Below are 21177 nucleotides of genomic sequence, written 5' to 3' on the forward strand. Positions count from 1 at the left end.
TTTTCATAGCCGCAACACGGGGAGGTCACCTGTAACCGGGGCGAAACTCCAGACGCAAGCAGCCGAAACACGCGCAGAGAACAATAGAACCTGTCAACACACCAAGAGCCGGTCTACCGGCACACAGGTTTTCTATACGGGTTTTGAAAGGGGTAACAGGCATGGAACTCACCGCCAGTGATGTTTGGACCGTGGTCGCCGCGGCACTTGTTCTGTTCATGACACCGGGTCTCGCTCTCTTCTACAGCGGTATGACGCGAGCCAAGTCAGCACTCAACATGATGATGATGTCGGTCATCTCAATGGGACTTGTCGGCGTGTGCTGGGTGCTGTGGGGCTACAGCATGAGCGGGGGAGATGCCCTCATTCACGACATCGTCGGCTCACCCTTCAACGATTTTGGCCTATCAGCGACCCTTGCGGACGGCGGCACCAACCTCCTCTCGGTAGCCTTCAGCTCCACCTTCGCCATCATCGCGGTGGCTATCATCTCAGGGTCTATCGCAGACCGCGCCCGCTTCGGTGCCTGGTGCATCTTCGTGCCCCTCTGGCTCACCCTGGTCTACTGCCCCCTGGCCTTCATGGTGTGGGGCGGCGGCCTCTTCGGTGAAGAGGGCTTCATCGGGTCCATGTTCGGCGAAGCCATCGACTTTGCAGGCGGCCTGGTCATTCACATCAACGCCGGTGTCGCCGGTCTCATCCTGGCCCTGGTACTGGGCGCTCGCAAGGGCTTTGGTGAAGACCCCAACCAGCGCCCCCACTCCCTGCCCCTGGTCATGCTCGGTGCGGCTATCCTCTGGTTTGGCTGGTTCGGCTTCAACGTGGGGGCTGCTGCGGACGGTTCCCAGGCAGGTCTGATATGGGTCAACACCCTTGCTGCCCCGGCAGCTGCCATGCTCGGCTGGGCCCTACTGGAGCGCGTCCGTGACGGCCACGTGACCTCCCTGGGTGCGGCGTCCGGCCTGGTCTCGGGTCTGGTCGCTATCACCCCGGCCTGCGCTAACGTCGATCCGGTTGGTGCCCTAGCTCTGGGCTTTATCTCGGGTATCGCCTCAGGCTGGGCAGTGGGCCTCAAGTACCGCTTGGGCTACGACGATTCTCTTGACGTAGTGGGTGTACACCTGGTTTCCGGTCTCATCGGCACTTTGGCTCTGGGCTTTATCGCAACCCCGTCGACCGGTACAGCGGGCCTCTTCTACGGTGGAGGTCTAGGCCTGCTGGTCACCCAGACCGTTGCAACCCTGATTTCTATGGCTTACTGCGCGGTTGTGACCCTGCTGATTGTGATCCCGATTCACCGCACCATGGGTTTCCGGGTCAGCGAGAAGCAGGAGGTCCAGGGGATCGACCTGGCCCAGCACGCTGAAACCGCCTACGCCATGTCGAGCGGCACCTCCGGTGCCTTCGCTAAAAACTAGAGGGAATTCACGCCATGAAACTCATTACCGCTTTGATTCAGCCCGAAAAATTCGACGACATCCGCCAGGCCCTCGAAAACTTTGGGGTCGACGGGATGACAGTCTCAGAAGCCCAGGGCTACGGACGCCAGCATGGGCACGTAGAGGTCTACCGCGGCAAGGAATACGACATTCGTCTGATTCCTAAGGTTCGCCTGGAAATCCTGGCGGACGCTGACCGGGCCGAGGACATCATCGACCTCATTATCGCCACCGCCAATACCGGTAGCGCCGGGGACGGCAAAATCTGGGTGAGCAGCGTGGACGAGGTAGTTCGAGTCCGCACCGGAGAACGCGGTATCTCCGCCATCTAAACACAAGCGACATGCACATCTAGGGCAGACCCACGGGTTCGTGGGTCTGCCCTTACTTTTTGCAGTCTGGGTAGGAGAGCTGGCAGGGGGGCGGACGAGGGCAGGATGGCTGCGGGGGAGCGCCGGGTAGACTAGGGGGCATGAAACTTGTCTCCTGGAATGTTGATTCACTCAATGCTGCACTCACCAGTGAGTCGGCCCGTGCCCTGCTCTCCCGCGATGTCTTTGCCTCCATCGCCCTGCTGAAACCCGACGTCCTTGCCCTGCAAGAAACCAAGCTCTCGGCCAAGGGGCCCACCAAGAAGCATCTCGAAGCCCTGCACGCCTACTTCCCCGACTACAAGATTGCCTGGGTATCTTCCGACGAACCCGCCCGCAAGGGGTACGCGGGCACCATGTTCCTCTACAAACAGGAGCTAGAACCCACCGTCACCTACCCCCGCCTCTCTGCCCCCACCACCATGGATGCCGAAGGGCGCATGATTACCCTGGAATTTGAGGACTTCTACGTCACCCAGGTCTACACCCCCAACGCTTCGGACGGCCTGCGCCGCCTGCCTGAACGCCAGGTCTGGGACCGCCTCTATGCCGACTACCTTGCCGGCCTGGACGCCACTAAACCTGTGCTTGCAACCGGCGACTTCAACGTTGCCCACACCGAAATTGACCTGGCCAACCCCAAGGCTAACCGCCGTTCACCCGGATTCACCGACGAAGAGCGCGAGGGCTTCACCCAGATTCTCTCCCGGGGCTTTACCGACACCTTCCGCCACCTGCACGGGGACGTCACCGGAGCCTACACCTGGTGGGCCCAGCGTTCCCGTACCTCAAAGATCAACAACACCGGCTGGCGCATTGACTACTGGCTGGTATCAGACCGGGTCGCTGAGAAGGTACGAGCCTCAGAAATGATTGATTCAGGCCCGCGCCAGGACCATACCCCGATTCTCCTCGATATCGACCTGGGCTAGGTAAAACCTAATCTAATCGGTTAGAAGCCCGAGGGCCCCTGTACCGCCAGGGGCCCTCGGGCTTTGCTGTGTCCGGGTGATGGGGGCAGGACGGTCGTTCAACAAGGGTGAACTGATATGTGAGAAAAACCGGGGTAAATGTTTAATGTTTTTAAAGTTTTAGAGCGGTAGAAACTGCAGAATCAGGCTTAAGCGGGGGAGCGGCGAAGGCTGCGCCCGTGTATTCTCGGGCTTTTTAATGCGTGGATTATTTCGGCTACGTTTCGCCGACTCTTTGCTGCGGACGAGCGGTGTGTTGCCCAACTTGATGTGACGGGTGCGACTAAATATACTCAACTCAACACGTCAGTATATGTTGGGCATCACAAGCCTGGCAGTATCTGTAAAGGCTCACACACAATGTTCGTTACCCAGAAAGAGTTCGCCTCATGATTAAGTATCTGCTGAGGCGAGCAGCTACCTACGCCGTCATGATCTTCTTAACGACGACCGGTGGCTACTTCCTCGCCGTTACCTCGCTGAACCCCGCCCTGCTTGAACAGGAACGCATTCCCCGCCCCTCACCGGAGCAGGTTCAGCGCAACTTCGCTGCCCTGAACCTCGACCCCACCATGAGTGCCTGGGACCGCTACGTCCAGTGGCTGACCAACGTTGTTCTGCACTGGGACTGGGGCCGCAGCCCCAACGGCGCCTACATCAACGCTGAATTCGGTCAGCGCGTGTGGGTATCAACCCGCCTCTACCTGGTGGCTGTGATTCTCTCCCTCATCATCGGTGTAGCCCTGGGCGTTTACTCAGCAGCTCGTCAGTACAAGTTCTCTGACCGTGTGATTACCGGCTACTCCTACCTGGTCTACATCCTGCCCGCCCCCATTGCCTACTTCCTGGTCCAGCTGGGAGCTGTAGCTATCAACAGTGCAGCGGGGGAGCGTATCTTCTTCGTGACCGGTATTTCCTCGCCAGGCCTCACCCCGGGTAGCTTCGAATACTGGGTAGACTTGGCAGCCCACTACATCGTGCCCACCTTCTGTATCACGATTATGAGCTGGGGCGGCTACCAGATTTCCCAGCGCCAGTACCTGCTCGACAGCGTCAACGCCGACTTTGTGCGCACCGCTCGCGCTAAGGGCCTCACCCGCAACCAGGCCATCCGCCGCCACGCCCTGCGAGTCTCCTTCATCCCGGTAGCCCAGTCCATCGCCTTTACCGTTCCCTCCATCTTCACCGGCGGCTTCTTCGCCGAGGCCATCTTCGCCTGGCCCGGTATTGGTCTCTGGTCAATCCAGGCAATCGGCGCCCAGGACGTCAACGCGGCAGTAGCAACCCTGGCCTACGGCTCCTTCATCTTCGCAGTTGGCGCCATCATCGCTGATATCGCCACCACCATCGTCGATCCCCGAGTGAGGATCTCATGAGCAATTCACCTTCCATCGACCACAACAACCTCACCGGTATTATCACGAGGGTCGATCAGACTAACGCTGACTTCGACATCATCAGCAAGAAGAAGATTATCTTCCGCCGCTTTATGCGTAACAAGACCGCGGTCTTTGGCCTGGTCGTCCTGCTGCTGGTGATAGCTTTCGGTCTCTTTGGCGGCTTCCTCTCCAAGTGGGACACCACCACCATCGACCCCTTCTATATCTCCACCGGCCCCAGCGCCGAGCACTGGTTCGGCACTACCAGCGCAGGTACCGACCTCTACGCCCAGATGGTTGAAGCTGTCCGTACCTCGGTCTTCATCGGTCTGATCGTGGGCGGTGTCTCCGTCATCTTTGCAGCTATTTACGGCTGCGTCATGGCCTACTTCGGCGGCAAGATCGACAAGACCATGCTGTTCGTCCTTGAGACCCTGATTATGGCGCCCAGCCTGCTGGTTGTAGCGATTGTCATCAACGGTGCTGGCGGCCAGGCCATCCGCGATAACCTGCCCGGCTGGCTCATCCTGACCATCGTGCTCCTAATCTTCAGCTGGATGTACACCGCCCGTGTGATTCGAGCTATGGCCATGTCGCTCATCTCCCGTGACTACGTCAAAGCCGCCCGCTACATGGGTGTGCACCCCCTCAAGATTGTCTGGCGTCACCTGGTTCCCAACATCGGCTCCCTGATGGTGCTTGAATTCACCCGCGGTATCACCGCTGCAATTCTGGCTGAGGTGTCTTACACCTTCATCGGTATTGGCGTGAAATACCCCAACTTCTCATTGGGGTCACTCATCGCCCAGGCTTCAAGCCAGATCAACACCCTGCCCTGGATGTTCTGGATTCCGCTGCTGTTCTTCTTCCTGCTGGTTGGCCCCCTGGCCCTGATGAACGACGGCTTGCGCGACGCCTTCGATCCCACCTCCCTGTCCGTTGGCAAAGTTAAGAAAAAGAAGAAGTAAATGAGCACTACACCAGTACTGAGCGTCCGAGACCTCAACGTAAAGTTCAATACCGAAAACGGTATTGTGCACGCGGTGCGCGGCATTGACTTCGACCTGTACGCGGGCAAGACGCTGGGCATCGTGGGTGAATCCGGCTCGGGTAAGTCGGTTGCCTCTATGGCGATTATGGGCCTGCACCCCACCACCGCAGACATCACCGGTTCCATCAAGTACAACGGCACCGAACTGCTGGGTCTGACCGATAAGCAGATGTGCGACTACCGTGGCAAAGAGATTTCCATGGTCTTCCAGGATCCGCTGTCATCACTCACCCCGGTATTCACCATCGGCCACCAGCTGGCTGAGGTACTCAAGGCCCACAACAAGGGTATGAGCGATAAGGCTATTCAGGCTCGCTCCGTGGAGCTCTTGCGTCTGGTCGGCATCCCCTCACCCGAGAGCCGTCTTAAGTCCTTCCCCCACGAGTTCTCGGGCGGTATGCGTCAGCGCGTCATGATCGCTATGGCCATCGCGAACGAGCCGCGCGTACTGATTGCCGACGAACCCACCACCGCGCTGGATGTCACCATCCAGGCTCAGGTGCTTGAGGTGATGCAGAAGGCCCAGGAAGAGACCGGAGCGGCTACCATCATGATTACCCACGACCTGGGAATCGTGGCCGGTATGGCCGATGAAATCATGGTCATGTACGCGGGCAAGGCTGTAGAGCATGCCGCTGCCACCGACCTCTACAAGAAGCCCTCCATGCCCTACACCATCGGTCTACTGGGTGCTGTACCCCGCGTGGACCGCAAGGAAAAGACCTCCCTGGTGCCGATTGAGGGAACCCCGCCCAACCTGCTCAAGCCCGTGGTGGGCTGCTCCTTCGCAGCCCGCTGCCCGGTGGCTACGGACGCCTGCCTCACCCAGGAGCCGGAGCTCAAGCTGATTGCCGGTACCGGCGAGAACCACCGCTCAGCCTGCCTGTACGCAGAGAAGTTCGTCAACGAACGTCCTGAGCAGATGTTCCCCGTTCCCCCCATCCCCGTCTCTGCCCTCGATAGCGTGCCCCGCGAGGAGCGCGCCAGCGTGCTTGAGGTAAAGAACGTCAAGAAGTTCTTCCCCCTCACCAAGGGTGCCCTCATCAAGCGCCGTGTGGGCACAGTCAAGGCCGTCAATGGCGTCAGCTTCGATATCCGCGAAGGCGAGTGCTTCTCCATCGTGGGCGAGTCTGGCTGTGGCAAAACCACCACCCTGCTTGAAATCATGGAGTTCTCCAAGGACATTGACGGCGAAATCGTCATCGCCGGTGTCTCCAACAAGCAGGGCCTGCGCGGCTCCGAACTCAACGCCCTGCGCAAGAATCAGCAGATGGTCTTCCAGGACCCAACGGGTGCACTTGACCCCCGCTTCACCGTCTACGAAATCCTGGCTGAGCCCCTGCAAAACCAGGGCTGGGCCGTCAAGGACATCAAGAAGCGCGTGCTTGAACTGATGAAGACCGTCGGCCTGCAACCGGACCACGTCAACCGCTTCCCCAACCAGTTCTCTGGCGGCCAGCGCCAGCGTATCGGCATCGCCCGTGCGCTCGCTGTCAACCCCAAGCTGGTGGCTCTCGACGAGCCGGTCTCTGCTCTTGACGTTTCTGTTCAGGCAGGCGTCATTAACCTGCTGGAGAAGCTGCGTGTCGAACTGGGGCTGAGCTACCTGATGGTCGCACACGATTTGGCTGTGGTGCGCCATGCCTCTGACCGTGTGGCCGTTATGTACCTGGGCCGGGTGGTTGAGATTGGAAATGTGGACGAGGTCTTTGATAACCCTGTGCACCCCTACACCCGGGCTCTGCTCTCTGCCATCCCTGTGCCCGACCCCGAGGTAGAGGCCAACCGCCAACGCATTGTGCTCGAAGGCGACCTGCCCACCCCAGTGAATGCACCGGAGGGCTGTGCTTTTGCAACTCGTTGCCCCATCTTCAAGCTTCTTCCTGAAGATAAGCAGAAGAACTGCACCGAGAATGTGCCTGTTCTAAGCCGGGCGAGCGAGGACCACCAGTACGCCTGTCATTATCCTGAACACGAAGTTGCTATGAGCTAAATTACATGTATAGTATGTAATCGAAATCACTTCAAGCCCACTTTTACCCATCCTCTTTACAAAGGAGAAGAGAGAATGAACAAGAATGTAGTTCTGAACCGCCGCACCCTGCTTTGGGGTACCGGCATCCTGGGAACCACTGGTCTGCTGACCGCTTGCGGTGGTTCTGGCGGCAACACCACCAGCGCCGCAACCGCCAGCATGGCAGCAGCCGGTGATGAAATTAAGGTCGAAATCAACGAGCAGGACGTCGCTAACCTGCAGACCGGTGGCGTCGTCAACCTGCCCGTTAGCTCCCTGGGCCCTGATTTCAACATCTCCTCCCAGAACGGTAACTCAGCAAATAACAGCTTCGTTCTCTCCACCTTCCACACTTCGATGACCAGCGGTATCTGGCAGTCAGACTTCGACGGTACCCCCAGCATCAATCCCGACTTCTGTGAGTCCTACGAGTCTGAAACCGTTGATGGCGTGCAGACCATCCGCGTCAAGCTGAACTCCAAGGCTAAGTTCAACGATGGCACCCCCATTGATATTGAGTCCCTGCGCACCTCATGGAACGTCTTCAAGTCCACCGAGGGCGACTACAACATTGTTACCTCGGGCATGTACGAGTTCATCGAGTCCATTGAAGAAGATGGCGACGCCTTCTCTGCTGTTGTGACGATGAAGCAGCCCTACTACCCAGCAGATAACCTCTTTGGTACCCTGCTACACCCTGCCATGGCAGACCCGGCAGTCTTCAACGAGGGCTGGACCGACAACCCCAACCCCGACTACGGCGTAGGCCCCTTCAAGCTGGAAGAATGGAACTCAGCAGAAAAGCGCCTTTCCGTTGTTCCCAACGAAAACTGGTGGGGTACTAAGCCCATCCTGGACCGCATCACCTTCCGCCAGATGGAAGCTGCCGCAGCCCGCGCAGCCTTCCGCAACGGCGAAATCGATGCAGTGGGTGCTCGTACCCTGGCGGCCTACAAGGACGTTGAGGGAACCCCCGATGCTGAGCCCCGTCGCGCTCTGCGCCTCTTCTCCGGCGGTTTGAACCTCAACCCCGCCCGTATCCAGGACGCCGCCCTGCGCCGCGCAATCTTTGCAGGCACCGACCGCAAGGCCCTCTCAGATATCCGTTTCCAGGGCCTGAATTGGACCGAAGAGACCCCGGGCTCCATGCTTCTGTTGCCCATCTCTGAGTACTACCAGGACAACTTCCCCGCCGATCGTGGCGTTGAGGTTGCCCAGAAGATTCTGGAAGATGCCGGTTACACCAAGAACGGCGACTACTACGCTAAGGACGGCGCTAACGCTAGCTTCCGCGTGACCAACTTCGGTGACGACCCTGGCTCAGCTGCCCTGGCTCAGACCATGGTTGAACAGATGAAGACCATCGGCATTGAGTGCTCCATCGACCAGCAGCCCGACGCTAACTTCGCCTCGGTGGTTGGTAACAAGGAATACGACATGACCTTCTCAGGCTTCACTGTTGGCTCCGATGCAACCTCAGTAACCCGTCAGTTCTACCACTCATCTAACCTCGATGGTGCCGCAGGCTCTGAGGAAATCGATGCCATGATCGCCGAGATGGAAAAGATTGAGGACGACGCTGAGCGTAACGCAAAGTGCAACGAGATCGAAAAGAAGTTCATGGCCGAGTTTGCAACCCTCGGTACTGTCTTCAACGGTCCCGATATCCACTACTGCAAGACCAAGCTGGCTAACTACGGTGCCGCTATGTTTGGTGGCCACTCTGCCAACCCCCATCTCTGGGCTCGCCTTGGCTGGATGAAGGACTAAGCTCCTCGAGTCTAGAAATCTCCTAGGGTAAACCCTGACTTGCCCCATCACCTAATGCAGGTGGTGGGGCAAGTTGTTTGTTTAATCTGGGGCGTTATCTCCGCATGCTGTCAGGCCTGTAGGTTGGTGGCCGGGGGAGGAGCTCTGAAGATGTTGAAAACATCAGAAAAATTTAGAGAAGCTAATCTATTTCTGATAAAAATACTCAGCACTTACGGGGCCATTATGTGAAATGCGGGTTGAGAAAGGGTTACAGTGGCGTGAATTACCTGCTAGGGTAGTCTCAATCACACAAAAGGTGTGGCGAACATTAAGTTCTGCTTATCTAAGGATGGCATCATGACTGCACGTATTAACCTTAACCGCAGGTCCTTTTTCATTGTCTCGGGCGTCGCCGGTATGACCGGACTGCTCGCAGCCTGTGGCGGCAACAGCAATACCTCAAGCGCCGAAACCGGCTCAGCCCTCACCAGCGGAGACGACATCTCAAAGCTCGTGGCTATCAACGAACATGATCGCGCAGACCTGCAGACCGGCGGCGTCCTTAACCTCGCTGTATCCACCCTGGGCCCCAACTTTAACGTAGCCACCCAAACCGGCTACACCACTAGCAATCTTAACGTCATGGCAGCCGTCAACACCGCCACCGTCAGCGGCCTGTGGAAGACCAATGCCCTGGGTGAATACAGCATCAACACCGACTACTGCACCGCCTACGAAGCCAGTGAAGTTGACGGCGTGCAGACCATCTCCATCAAGCTCAACCCTGAGGCTAAGTTCAACGACGGTACCCCCGTAGACGTCAAGGCCCTGCAGGTTACCCACAAGACCCTCACCGAAGAGGGCTACAACATCGTTGATCCCGGCGTTTATGCCCACATCGCCTCTATCGAAGAAGACGGAGACGCTTACTCGGTCAAGATCACCATGACCGAACCCTATTACCCTATCGAGGGCCTCTTCGGCACCGGCCTGGTCCACCCCGCCATGGAAGACCCCGCAATCTTCAACGACGGCCTGCTCGATACCATCAACAATGACTACCTCTCTGGCCCCTACAAGGTCGATAACTGGGATTCCGCCCAGAAGGTGCTCACCGTCGTCCCCAATGAGAACTGGTGGGGTGAAAAGCCCCTGCTCGAACGGATCACCTTCCGCCAGATGGAAGCGGCCGCCGCCCGCGCAGCCTTCCGCAACGGTGAAATCGATGCTGTAACCGCAAACAGCCTGACCGCCTACAACGACATTGACGGCACCAGCGGCGCGGAACCCCGCCGCGGTCAGAACCTCTACGCCGGTGGCCTGGTCATCAACCCTGAGCGACTCACCGACACCGCCCTGCGCCGCGCAATCTTTGCCGCTATCGACCGTCAGGCCATTGCAGCCGTCCGCTTCAACGGCCTGAACTGGACCGAAGAAGTACCCGGCTCCATGATGCTCATGCCCTTCGCCACCGACTACCAGGACAACTACCCAACCGAAACCGGTGCAGAGGCAGCTAAGAAGATCCTGGCAGATGCGGGCTACAGCCAAAACGGTGACTACCTGGCCAACTCTTCAGGTAATGCCAAGTTTGCCATCACCACCTTTGGCGACGACCCTGTCTCCTCAGCAACTGCTCAGACCATCGTTCAGCAGATGAAGGCTGCCGGTATCGAATGCACCATCGACAACCAGCCTGACGCGAACTTCTCCACTGTCATCGGTAACAAGGAATACGACGTGACCTTCTCCGGTTACGGCATCCTGGGTGAAGACGCCTCAGGTTCAGCAGAGTACTTCTACCACTCAGCCACCTACAACGGCATCGGTACCGACGAAATTGACGCCATGTGCGAACGCCTGCGCACCATCGAGTCCATGGAAGAGCGCAACGCCCTATCCAACGAAATCGAGAAGAAGCACATGGCTGAGGTTGCCACCATGATCCCCATCATCAACGGCCCCGAAATCTGGTTCTGCAAGACCAACCTGGCCAACTATGGTGCCTTCCTCTTTGCACGTCCCTACGCCAACCCGTCCGCCTACATCAACGCAGGCTGGGTCAAGGAGTAATCCCACCCCTTGAATTCAACTTTTTCGCCGGTTTTCGACGGTTTAGCCGTTGAAAACCGGCGAAAGTGTCGAAACAGGGATTCTGACTCTCAACCGCGCAAACCCGGTGACCCCTTGCCTCTATACGTTATCCTTAATAGCTGATTCTTAAATTTGTTAGCGGGCCGGTTAAGCCCGTGACGCCCATCCAGCCACGAAAGTAGTGCACAGCCCGTGTTTAATTCACTCTCAGACCGGTTGACAGCAACCTTCAAAAACCTGCGCGGCAAAGGCAAGCTGACTGAAGCAGATATTGACGCTACAGTTCGCGAGATTCGCCGTGCCCTGCTGGATGCCGACGTCGCCGTCCCCGTCGTCCGCGAATTTACCTCCCACATCAAGGAACGCGCCCTGGGCGCCGAGGTCTCCGAAGCCCTCAACCCCTCCCAGCAGATCGTCAAGATCGTCAACGAAGAGCTGGTCAACATTCTGGGCGGCCAGACCCGCCGTATCAACATGGCCAAGACCGGCCCCACCATCATCATGCTGGCCGGTCTGCAGGGTGCCGGTAAGACCACCCTGGCCGGTAAGCTTTCCCACTGGCTCAAGAAGCAGGGCCACACCCCTATGCTGGTGGCCTCTGACCTTCAGCGCCCCAACGCCGTCAACCAGCTCAAGGTGGTGGGTGAGCGCGCCGGCGTGCCCGTCTACGCCCCGCACCCCGGTGTCACAAGCGAATTCGACGTACCCACCGGCGACCCCGTGCAGGTAGCCCGCGACGGTGTCGCAGAGGCCCGCGCCAAGCTGCACGATGTGGTCATCGTCGATACCGCAGGCCGCCTGGGTGTAGACGCTGAGCTCATGCAGCAGGCCCGCAACATCCGCGACGCCATTGAGCCCAACGAAGTCCTCTTCGTTATCGACGCCATGATCGGTCAGGACGCCGTCAACACCGCTAACGCCTTCAACGAGGGCGTAGACTTCACCGGTGTCGTGCTCTCCAAGCTGGACGGTGACGCCCGCGGTGGTGCCGCCCTGTCAGTTGCCTCGGTAACCGGCAAGCCCATCATGTTTGCCTCAACCGGTGAAAACGTCACCGATTTTGAGCAGTTCCACCCTGACCGCATGGCCAGCCGTATTCTCGACATGGGTGACGTGCTCACCCTGATCGAGCAGGCCGAGCAGACATGGGATAAGGCCGAAGCTGACCGCATGGCCAAGAAGTTCGTTGACCAGGAGGACTTCACCTTCGAGGACTTCCTGGCCCAGATGCAGCAGATCCGCAAGATGGGCTCCATGAAGAAGCTGCTCATGATGATGCCGGGTGCCGCCCAGATCCGTCAGCAGCTAGAGAACTTCGATGAGAAGGAAATCGACCGCGTCGAAGCAATCGTTCGCTCCATGACTCCTCACGAGCGAGTTGCCCCCAAGATTATCAACGGCTCCCGCCGTGCCCGTATCGCCAAGGGTGCAGGTGTCACCGTCTCTGAGGTCAACATGCTCATGGAGCGTTTTGCCCAGGCCCAGAAGATGATGAAGAAGCTTGCTAGCGGCAACATGGCAGGTATGCCCGGTGGCATGCAGATGCCCGGTATGGCTGCTGCCGGCGGTGCCGCTCGCAAGAACAAGGGCAAGGGTAAGGGCAAGCAGAAGGCTCGTTCCGGCAACCCGGCTAAGCGCGCCCAGCAGGAGCAGGCAGCGGCAGCTAAGCAGCAGGCTGCTCTGGGGTCAGCTTTCGGCCAGCAGGCCCAGGACGTCAAGCCCGAGGACCTGAACCTGCCCAAGGGCTTTGAGAAGTTCCTCAAGTAAACCTGCTCTTGGGGCGGGGGTAAGCGGTCAGCTTCCCCCGCCCCTTTAGTCATTAAGGACGCGAGGCGGGCGGGGAAGTTCTGCTGAGAGAGTGCAAGGGCCCCTCTACCTTTCACGCTGTGGTTTGGCGCGGTACATTGGGTGTAGTAACCGCCAGCCGAGAAGGAGCAGTGCCGTGGTTGATTCTTATCTACCTGAAGAAGAGCTGAAGGCCTTTATCGCAACCCTACCTACCCGTCGTCTGGCAGCCGGTGCCCTGATTCGAAATGATGAGGGGAAGATGCTGGTGGTCAAGCCTAACTATAAGGATGGCTGGACTATTCCCGGCGGTACCGTAGAGGCTGGCGAAGCCCCGCAGACCGGTTGCTTCCGTGAGGTAGCTGAAGAAGTTGGTCTTGACCTAGAACCGGGCCGCCTGCTGGTAATTTTTCACGGGCTTCAGATGGGTATCTGGGGCGACTCTACCTACTACATTTATGATGCTGGCGTGCTACCTGCGACCGCGATGATTACCCTGCAGGAGGAAGAGCTTACCGGCTATGAGTGGGTTGCTCCTGAAGATTTAGATGATTATTTTGGGCCCCGTCACGCCCACCGGCTGCGACAGGCTTTCCGCGCTGTGCAGACCGGCGCCGTGTATGAGTTCTCTAGCGAAAGACCTGCCAGCTAGATTTTTTCTTCCCCTGTAGCCCGGGTAGAGCTCTGCCCTTTTGATGTAGCCTTGATTAGGATTTTAAGCATATGACTGATTCACAGCGTGAACCTGCCCAGCAGAATACCTCCCGGGGGCAGGTTGTGGGTTCTGATGTACTGTGGGTGCGTCTACGCATTGACCGTGTGCAGCCAGGGGTGGACTGGCGTGGACTGATTTCAGCTGCTAACGGCGGCGAAGCGGAAGATCCTCAGCTTGCGGGCGCCGGTGACCAGACGTCCTTACCCTCTGATGTTGAGCAGCAGGTCAGAGACCAGCTAGAGAGCATCATCGGCATGATTCGGGAGCAGGCTCAGGGCACTGACCAGAGCTACGAGTACACCGAGGACGATATCAAGAGCGTCGAGGAGCTTGCTGCCGACCCCGATAAGTTTGATGACCTGATTCAGCAGATTATGCAGGCAGAGCAGGGGAGCGAAGAGCTCCTGGCAGAGCCTGAAGATATTCCTACTGAGGTTACCGCAGAGGAGCTTCAGGCGCTGACCGGCGACCCCACCCCAGAGGCTCTGGCCGCGATGGAAGAGCTGAACTGGGAGATTACCCCTCAGCTAGCGGGCTATTTAGAGTCGGTGGCGACGGTGACGGCCCTTGAGACGGACGGACGCCGTGCCCAGCTCTTCGTGCTGTGCGAGCGGGTGCCGGGGCAGGCGTCCTTGCGCACCGTGCAGACCGACAGCACCGGGGTGCTGCTGCCCGGTGTGCCCCTGAATAAGTTCCTGACCCAGATGGACGCCCTCTTCCCGGGTGCCGCTGACCTTCTGCCCCAAAAGCCGGGGGAGGACTACCACCTGGCGTCCTTCTCCCAGGGTACCGATTCCCTGAGCCTTGACCCGCACGGGGTGAGTGCTGCGCTGGTGGAACTGTCGATGGCTGACCTTGCTACCTACATGCAGCCTGAGCTCATGGCCGGTGAAGTTGAGGCGGCACCTGCCGATAAGGGCTGGTCGCTGCTCACCGCAGACCCCCGCACCCTGGCCAACCTGCTTGAAGCTATGAATGTGCCCTCGATTGTGGCTGAGCAGACCCTCTTTGGTCAGAACCTGACCTTCGTGCTCCCGGCCGATTCCACCGGCCCCGAAACCGGTAGCGTCACCGACTGGGTTAACCAGGTCATGGGCACTCCCGACTCGGGTCTGGTGGGCACCGTGTTGACTTTCAGCTGGTCACCCCTCACAAAAATCGGCTCTGCCCTTGAACGGGTCTCCAGCGAAGTGGGCAACCTGGTCTGGAGTCTGCCGGGCCTACTCCCCGCACCGTTCAGGGAGCTAGCCGCCCGTGACCAGCTCGAACAGCTCATCTGGCTCTACGGGCTCGATGAGCAAACCGCTAACCGCCTGACCAACTACGTGCTGGACTGCGAAAGTTCCGACGGGCTGGAATCTACCATTCATGCCCTCGAACTTCCCGAAGAATTACTGAAGGTGCTCACCGGGGCCGTAGGCCTGGACGAGTTCGTGGGCTACCGAAAATTCGCCCCCGATATGAACGGGCTGGAGCGCTTCAAGGAGAGCGTCACCGCCTACCCCAACGGCACCGATACACTCAGCACCGTGAGCCGGGAAATTAGGGAACGCCCCTGGCTTATCACAGCGGACGCCACCGCCCAGCTCGGTGCCTCCGGCGCCCTGGCCCTGTGGGCAGCCCGACGCGTGGCGCAGGGGCGTTCACCCCGCGCGGCCCTCATCGCAGCAGCCACCCTCGGGGCTACCGGCGCAGCCGAACTGGTCATCGCGCGGGTCTACTACCGCCTGCAGGAAGCCGAGAAACTGCCCACGGTCGAACACCATCGGGTGCGGTCCCTCTCACTGACTGAAGAGCTCCGGGCCCAGGCCCAGAAGCAGGCAGAAGAAACCTCCGAGCCGCAGACCCCCAAGGTCGTCCGCAACGCCCAGAAGCTCGGCCGCCAGGCAGGGCAGCTTGCCCGGCAGCAGCTGGGTCGATTCTTCGGCGCTCGCGACTAAGAGCCAGGCTCCCTCCACCTTGCGGGGGAGCCGCCAGCACCCCGGTCTTGATACAGTGGGCAGGTGAACACAGTCGCTCGTTTTTCCTTCTCACAGATAGACCCTGACTGGGAGCGCCCCACCCCGCCGGCAGCGTCCTTGCGCCGGGACGTGCTGGTCTGGCTTGTGGTGCTTGCCGCAACCCTGCTACTGAACGCCGCCTACCATTCCGCGGGGTTTCTGGGGGACGACGCCCAGCAGGTTCACTACTCCTACTGGGCCGCTGCGGCGATGACGCTGCCGCTGATTTTCCGCCGCGTCTACCCGCTGAGCATGATGCTCCTGGCCACCGCCCTCTTCTTTGCCCTGAGCTATGTGTCTGAAATAGCGCCCGCTACCCTGAGCTACCAGCTCTGCTACTTTGCGGTGCTCTATGCCGGTATCGCCTGGGGCAAGAACCGCACGATGACCTGGATTGTCTACGCCCTGGTCTGCACCGCCGCCCTCATCTGGATTGTGCTTGCCTGGGTCGTGACCGACTCGGCCTACAGTATGGCGGGCGTTGAAGAGTACTCCGGCGGGCCTTTTAGTCAGGCGACCGCCGGCTACGTGATGGCTTCCGTAACGAATCTTTTCTACTACGGGTGCGCAGCCCTGATGGGGCGCACGGCCTGGAACCAGGCCTACCAGCGGACCGTCCTTGCGGCCCAAGCCCAGCAGCTAGAGCGGCAGGCTGAGCAGATGGCCCAGGACGCAGTGACCCGCGACCGCCTGCGCATCGCCAGGGAACTCCACGACTCGGTGGGCCACCACGTCTCATCCATGGGTATTCAGGCCGCAGCCGCCCGCCGGGCCCTGAGCAAGAAACCTGAACTGGCAGCAGAGCCCCTGGCCAACATTGAAAAGCTGGCCCGCTCGTCGGTCTCTGAAATGAAGAACCTGATTCGAGTCATGCGGGCAGCCGGGGAGGCTGAGCACGGCGGCGGTTCGGCGAAAGAACCCCAGGTTGCTGAAATTTTTGACCTGGTAGAGCACATGAGCTCGGTCGGCGTCCAGACCCGGCTGCAGGTAGGGGAGCAGGACCTTGCCCGACTGACCCACCTTCACCAGGGAACCCAGCTGTCCATCTACCGCATGGCCCAAGAAGCCCTGACCAACGTGCGCAAACATTCAGCTGCCCAGAATGCGGTGCTGGCCCTGCGTACCGGCGGCAGCTTTGGAGCCCACTGGGCTGAATTAGAGGTCACCGATGACGGCCCTGCCACCGGCCCAGAGCGAGGTGAAGGCCAAGAATACATACCCGATCCCAGCCGCCAGGGCTACGGTCTGCAGGGCATCCGGGAACGCGCCACAGCCCTGGGCGGTACCTGCTGGATCGGACGCCGCAGCGGTGCGGACGGCTGGAAGGTACAGGTACGCTTCCCCATAGACATTGACGAACCCCACGACCCCCACGCCTCTAGGAGCACCTCATGACCCTCAAAGTACTGTTAGCTGACGACCAAGACATGGTACGTTCCGGTTTCGCCCTCATTCTCTCGATGGAGGACGACATCGAGGTAGTCGGCCAGGCCCGCAACGGAGCCGAAGCCCTTGACCTTGCCGTAGCCACCCGCCCCGATGTGGTGCTCATGGACGTGCAAATGCCCGTGATGGACGGAATCACCGCCACCGCCGAACTCTCCCAGCAGCTGCCGGGCACCGCCGTCCTCATTCTCACCACCTTTGACCGCGAAGACTACCTCTTTGCCGCCCTGGCCGCCGGGGCCAGCGGCTTTTTGCTCAAAACCTCGGACGCCGACGAGCTGGTTGAAGCTATCCGTAAGGTTGCCGGCGGTCTGGCCCTGCTGTCGCCCGAGATGACCCTGCCGCTCATTGCCCGTTTTGTGGAGCAGACCAAGGGGCAGGACGCCGCCGCGCAGGCAGGTAGCTTAGGGGCGGGCAAGAGCGGGGGAGTGCGCTCCGCCCAGGAGCTGAGCCCTGAGGACGCCTTCGCCCTGGGCGCGCTCACCCCCAGAGAGAAAGAAACCCTAGAGCTTCTCGCCCAGGGCCTCACCAACGCAGAAATCGCAGAAAAACTCTTCCTCGGGGCGGCAACCGTCAAGACGCACGTTTCTAACATCCTGGCTAAGACCCACAGCCGCGACCGCGTCGGTGCCGTCATCTTCGCCCACCGGGTAGGGTTAGCCTAGATTCTCAACCCAGCTTCTCAGCGTCCGCCCACAATCTCCCCCGCCCGGCTCCACCCGGCGGGGGAGTTGTTATGCTCACAGCCTTCCTAGACTTGAGGTAGAAGCTACCCAAAGGAAGTGCCCCATGACTGACCGAACCATAGAAGTGCGTGACCTCACCAAGGTCTACGGCAGCGGCCCCGGTGCCACCACCGCTGTAGAAAAGGTGAGTTTTACCGTTGAACCCGGCTCCATGACCGGCTTCCTCGGCGCTAACGGTGCGGGTAAAACCACCACCATGCGCATGATCATGGGCCTGCTCGAACCCACCGAAGGGCAGGTACTCTACCGTGGCCGTCCCATCACCGCCGCAGACCGCGCGGGTTTTGGCTACATGCCCGAAGAACGCGGCCTCTACCCCAAACAGGCTATCTTGGCCCAGCTCGTCTACCTGGGTCAGCTACGCGGTATGAGCGCCAGCACCGCCCGCACCATCGCCACCGACCACCTCACCGAACTGGGGCTGGGGGAGCGCCTGAACGACAAGCTCGAATCCCTCTCCCTCGGCAACCAGCAGCGGGTGCAGATTGTAGCCTCTATCCTGCACCAGCCCACCGCCCTGATCCTCGACGAACCCTTCTCTGGCCTTGACCCTAAAGCCGTAGACACCATGGTCTCCATGATGCGCGAGCTCATGCGTGATGGCGTCCCCATCCTTTTCTCATCCCACCAGCTCGACCTGGTTGACCGTCTCTGCGACCGCGTCGTTATTCTGCACGGCGGAACCGTCCGCGCCAGCGGTAGCGCCACCGAACTGCGCGAATCAGGCGCCCCCCGCTACCTCTACCGGGGTGGGGCGGACGCCGCCTGGCTCCGCGATCTGGCCGGGGTCAACGTCCTTGACGTCTCCGGCACCGACGCCGTCCTCGAAATCGCCGACGGGACCGACCTGGCCAGCGTCCGCCACCAAATCCTGAGCGCAGGACTTCACCACGACATGCACGAGTTCTCCCGCCAGCTCCCCACCCTCGGCGATATCTACCGAAAGGTCACCGGCCAATGAACACCGCACCCACCCGTCCCAGCACCGCCCCCAAAAACGCCTGGCAAATCGTCGCAACCCGCGAAATCATGGTCAAGCTGCGCGACAAATCCTTCATCGGCGGAACCATCTTCTCCCTCGTCATCATCCTGGCCGCAATCCTCATCCCTTACTTTATGAGCTCGGGGTCAACCGACTACACCGTAGCCACCAGCGACGACCGAGCCACCTCCCTGGTCGCTGCGGCTGAAGCCAGCAACGACGAGAACACCAGCTACACCGCCACCCAGGTCGACAGCGCGGACGCCGCCCGCACCCTCGTTGCCGACGGGGACGCGGACGCCTACCTCGCCCCCACCGACCAGGGCTGGGAACTCGTCTTTGACTCTTCTCCCGACAACAGCCTGGTCACTGAACTGAGCGCCGCCATCACCTCCACCGTTACAGCCGAAAACGCAGCTGCCGCAGGCGTTGATCTCGAAGCCCTGGCCGCAGGCACCCAGGTGAGCACCAGCGTCCTCTCCGGCAACAGCAACGCAGGGCTGGCCTTCCTTATCGCCATGGTCTTCGCCATGATTTTCTACATGACCACCGTGCTCTTCGGCGCAGCCATCGCCAACTCCGTGGTCGAAGAAAAACAAAACCGCATCGTCGAAATCATCGCCACCGCCATACCGCTCGGCCAACTCCTCGCCGGAAAAATCGTGGGCAACATCGTGCTCGCCATCCTGCAGGTAGCCATCTACGCAATTGCTGGCCTCATCGGCATGCAAATCACCGGAAGCGCCTCAGAATTCGGCTGGATCCTACCCTCAGTCGGCTGGTTCGCCCTGTTCTACGTCGTTGGCTTCGCAGCTATCGCCACCATCTGGGCCGCCGTCGGCGCCATGGCAGCCCGTACCGAAGACATCGCCAATCTCTCCAACCCCATCACCATGGTGCTCATCGCCGCCCTCTTTGCCGGTATCTACGTCTCAGGAACCTGGCTCAAGGTCGTCTCCTTTGTGCCTGTCCTATCCTCCATCGCCATGCCCCGCCGCCTACTCACCGAAGATGTAGCCCTCTGGGAGCCCCTACTCGCCCTCGTCCTCACCCTGGCAGTAGCAGCCCTTCTCACCCGGCTCGGCGCCCGCATCTACCGCGCCAACATTATGCGCGGCGGAACCTCAGTGAGCTGGAAGCAGGCGCTGAAGAAATAAACACGGTCAGCTTGCTCACAACACGCTCACTCCATAGAGCGTAACCCTAGATTAAGCGGGGCGGAGCTGGCATACTTGACGGGTACTCGATTTTTCCCGGCCCCTCTCATCCGGGAGAAATTGTGTCCGCAGAGGTCTTGACGAAGCCCGCCCCACGAGCTGAGACCTGACCTCGAACAGTTATAGAAAACAGGAGAAACCACTACAGTGGCTGTTAAAATTCGTCTGAAGCGTTTCGGTAAAATCCGCGATCCCCGCTACCGTGTTGTAGTAGCTGACTCACGCACCAAGCGTGACGGTAAGGCTATCGAGGAAATCGGCATTTACCACCCGACCGAGAACCCCTCACGCATCGAGATCAACTCAGAGCGTGCCCAGTACTGGCTGTCCGTTGGCGCCCAGCCCACCGAGCAGGTAGCTGCTCTGCTGAAGCTGACCGGCGACCTGGCTGCTGCCAAGGGCGAAAAGGCTGAGTCAACCGTTAAGCCCGTTGACGCCAAGCCCGAGTTCGTTGTTCCCGAAAAGGGTTCGGTCATCCTTCCCGAGGCAATCACCCCCAAGGGCGAGGACAAGGCTGAAGAAGCTCCCGCAGAAGAGGCTGCTGAAGAAGCAGCTTCTGAGGAAGCAGCTGAGTAATCATGTTGGCTGACGCTCTCGAACACCTCGTTCGGGGTATCGTCGACAACCCAGACGACGTCCAGGTCCGCGCCAAAACCGGCCGCCGGGGCGAAACCCTGGAGGTTCGCGTGAACCCTGATGACCTTGGCCGTGTGATTGGCCGCTCCGGCCGCACCGCCAAGAGCATCCGCACCGTGGTCAACGCCATCAACGACGGCGACCACGTGCGTGTAGACGTCATCGACACCGACCGACGACGCTAACTGAATACTTCTCAAGAAGCCCCTACCGCTTATCAGCTGTAGGGGCTTTCTTGTACCTACCCACCGGCGTCCGCGTCCTTGGTGCCCTTGCCATACCTCCTGCTGGCCTGGGCCTCAGAACCCCCATTGCCTCCAAGTAACCTGCGTTCTAAAATAATGAGTGAGAAAGAAAACGGGTAAAGGGGAATAAGCTACAGGAAGCTTCCCATGACTTTCGACCCTACTAAAGTGCCTCGAAAGCACTACACACGCTCAGCCTTCAAACACGGCTATACCGAAGCTGAGATATGGAACGCAATCATCCATGCGCAATGGATGTATCGCGAATACGACATTAGCAAGGAACCAATCTACCGCTATATTGGGCACCCCGACCCCTACACACGAGACCTTA

The 21177-nt window shown here is 59.7% G+C and carries 17 protein-coding genes; all 17 read left to right on the forward strand.

Going from position 1 to position 21177, the window contains the following annotated elements; translation table 11 throughout:
* Nucleotides 1–161: 161 nt before the first annotated feature.
* The 17 genes from ACEE43_RS01865 to ACEE43_RS01945 all read left to right on the forward strand — a co-directional run bounded on the left by ACEE43_RS01865 (nucleotide 162) and on the right by ACEE43_RS01945 (nucleotide 20783).
* A complete protein-coding gene (locus tag ACEE43_RS01865; protein WP_449107001.1) occupies nucleotides 162–1418 on the forward strand; it encodes an ammonium transporter in 1257 nt (418 codons plus the stop codon).
* Between the two features lie 14 nt (nucleotides 1419–1432).
* Nucleotides 1433–1771: a P-II family nitrogen regulator gene (locus ACEE43_RS01870; protein WP_449107002.1), complete on the forward strand. Its 339-nt coding sequence runs from the start codon at nucleotides 1433–1435 to the stop codon at nucleotides 1769–1771.
* 140 nt (nucleotides 1772–1911) lie between these two features.
* Nucleotides 1912–2742 carry an exodeoxyribonuclease III gene (locus ACEE43_RS01875; RefSeq protein WP_237223291.1) on the forward strand — a complete coding sequence of 277 codons (831 nt, stop codon included), beginning with the start codon at nucleotides 1912–1914 and terminating at the stop codon, nucleotides 2740–2742.
* A 428-nt stretch (nucleotides 2743–3170) separates the two neighbouring features.
* Nucleotides 3171–4157 (forward strand): ABC transporter permease, encoded by a 987-nt coding sequence (locus ACEE43_RS01880; protein ID WP_237186083.1) that lies wholly within the window; start codon nucleotides 3171–3173, stop codon nucleotides 4155–4157.
* A complete protein-coding gene (locus ACEE43_RS01885) occupies nucleotides 4154–5128 on the forward strand; it encodes an ABC transporter permease (RefSeq protein WP_237186084.1) in 975 nt (324 codons plus the stop codon). Before ACEE43_RS01880 ends, ACEE43_RS01885 begins: the two co-directional genes overlap by 4 nt.
* Nucleotides 5129–7204 (forward strand): dipeptide ABC transporter ATP-binding protein, encoded by a 2076-nt coding sequence (locus ACEE43_RS01890; RefSeq protein WP_449107003.1) that lies wholly within the window; start codon nucleotides 5129–5131, stop codon nucleotides 7202–7204.
* Between the two features lie 75 nt (nucleotides 7205–7279).
* Nucleotides 7280–8995, forward strand: coding sequence for an ABC transporter family substrate-binding protein (locus tag ACEE43_RS01895; RefSeq protein WP_237223295.1), 1716 nt, complete (start codon nucleotides 7280–7282; stop codon nucleotides 8993–8995).
* A gap of 339 nt (nucleotides 8996–9334) precedes the next feature.
* Entirely contained in the window at nucleotides 9335–11050 is a 1716-nt protein-coding gene (locus ACEE43_RS01900) for an ABC transporter family substrate-binding protein (protein ID WP_449107004.1), read from the forward strand.
* Between the two features lie 213 nt (nucleotides 11051–11263).
* The gene (ffh, locus tag ACEE43_RS01905; protein ID WP_237186088.1) at nucleotides 11264–12838 is read left to right on the forward strand and encodes a signal recognition particle protein; all 1575 of its coding nucleotides are present in this window, start codon (nucleotides 11264–11266) and stop codon (nucleotides 12836–12838) included.
* Nucleotides 12839–13013: 175 nt separating this feature from the next.
* Nucleotides 13014–13508, forward strand: a complete 495-nt coding sequence (locus tag ACEE43_RS01910) for an NUDIX domain-containing protein (protein ID WP_449107005.1) — start codon at nucleotides 13014–13016, stop codon at nucleotides 13506–13508.
* 71 nt (nucleotides 13509–13579) lie between these two features.
* Entirely contained in the window at nucleotides 13580–15511 is a 1932-nt protein-coding gene (locus ACEE43_RS01915; RefSeq protein ID WP_449107006.1) for a hypothetical protein, read from the forward strand.
* Between the two features lie 63 nt (nucleotides 15512–15574).
* Nucleotides 15575–16966: a sensor histidine kinase gene (locus ACEE43_RS01920; protein WP_449107007.1), complete on the forward strand. Its 1392-nt coding sequence runs from the start codon at nucleotides 15575–15577 to the stop codon at nucleotides 16964–16966.
* Nucleotides 16963–17682, forward strand: a complete 720-nt coding sequence (locus ACEE43_RS01925) for a response regulator (protein ID WP_449107008.1) — start codon at nucleotides 16963–16965, stop codon at nucleotides 17680–17682. Before ACEE43_RS01920 ends, ACEE43_RS01925 begins: the two co-directional genes overlap by 4 nt.
* Nucleotides 17683–17806: 124 nt before the next feature.
* The gene (locus tag ACEE43_RS01930; protein WP_449107009.1) at nucleotides 17807–18724 is read left to right on the forward strand and encodes an ABC transporter ATP-binding protein; all 918 of its coding nucleotides are present in this window, start codon (nucleotides 17807–17809) and stop codon (nucleotides 18722–18724) included.
* The gene (locus ACEE43_RS01935; protein ID WP_449107010.1) at nucleotides 18721–19902 is read left to right on the forward strand and encodes an ABC transporter permease; all 1182 of its coding nucleotides are present in this window, start codon (nucleotides 18721–18723) and stop codon (nucleotides 19900–19902) included. Before ACEE43_RS01930 ends, ACEE43_RS01935 begins: the two co-directional genes overlap by 4 nt.
* Before the next feature lie 207 nt (nucleotides 19903–20109).
* Nucleotides 20110–20538, forward strand: coding sequence for a 30S ribosomal protein S16 (gene rpsP, locus ACEE43_RS01940; RefSeq protein WP_185174544.1), 429 nt, complete (start codon nucleotides 20110–20112; stop codon nucleotides 20536–20538).
* Nucleotides 20539–20540: 2 nt separating this feature from the next.
* Nucleotides 20541–20783: an RNA-binding protein gene (locus ACEE43_RS01945; protein WP_135011094.1), complete on the forward strand. Its 243-nt coding sequence runs from the start codon at nucleotides 20541–20543 to the stop codon at nucleotides 20781–20783.
* The last annotated feature ends 394 nt before the right edge of the window (nucleotides 20784–21177 follow it).

Source organism: Rothia sp. 11254D007BW (genome assembly GCF_053548195.1).

Bases quoted from the DNA above. Each gene is read 5' to 3' on its own strand.
- ACEE43_RS01865 (WP_449107001.1), top strand. From the start codon at position 162: ATGGAACTCACCGCCAGTGATGTTTGGACCGTGGTCGCCGCGGCACTT.
- ACEE43_RS01900 (WP_449107004.1), top strand. From the start codon at position 9,335: ATGACTGCACGTATTAACCTTAACCGCAGGTCCTTTTTCATTGTCTCG.
- ACEE43_RS01870 (WP_449107002.1), top strand. From the start codon at position 1,433: ATGAAACTCATTACCGCTTTGATTCAGCCCGAAAAATTCGACGACATC.
- ACEE43_RS01880 (WP_237186083.1), top strand. From the start codon at position 3,171: ATGATTAAGTATCTGCTGAGGCGAGCAGCTACCTACGCCGTCATGATC.
- ACEE43_RS01915 (WP_449107006.1), top strand. From the start codon at position 13,580: ATGACTGATTCACAGCGTGAACCTGCCCAGCAGAATACCTCCCGGGGG.
- ACEE43_RS01945 (WP_135011094.1), top strand. From the start codon at position 20,541: ATGTTGGCTGACGCTCTCGAACACCTCGTTCGGGGTATCGTCGACAAC.
- ACEE43_RS01930 (WP_449107009.1), top strand. From the start codon at position 17,807: ATGACTGACCGAACCATAGAAGTGCGTGACCTCACCAAGGTCTACGGC.
- ACEE43_RS01925 (WP_449107008.1), top strand. From the start codon at position 16,963: ATGACCCTCAAAGTACTGTTAGCTGACGACCAAGACATGGTACGTTCC.
- ACEE43_RS01885 (WP_237186084.1), top strand. From the start codon at position 4,154: ATGAGCAATTCACCTTCCATCGACCACAACAACCTCACCGGTATTATC.
- ACEE43_RS01935 (WP_449107010.1), top strand. From the start codon at position 18,721: ATGAACACCGCACCCACCCGTCCCAGCACCGCCCCCAAAAACGCCTGG.
- ACEE43_RS01890 (WP_449107003.1), top strand. From the start codon at position 5,129: ATGAGCACTACACCAGTACTGAGCGTCCGAGACCTCAACGTAAAGTTC.
- ACEE43_RS01875 (WP_237223291.1), top strand. From the start codon at position 1,912: ATGAAACTTGTCTCCTGGAATGTTGATTCACTCAATGCTGCACTCACC.
- ACEE43_RS01895 (WP_237223295.1), top strand. From the start codon at position 7,280: ATGAACAAGAATGTAGTTCTGAACCGCCGCACCCTGCTTTGGGGTACC.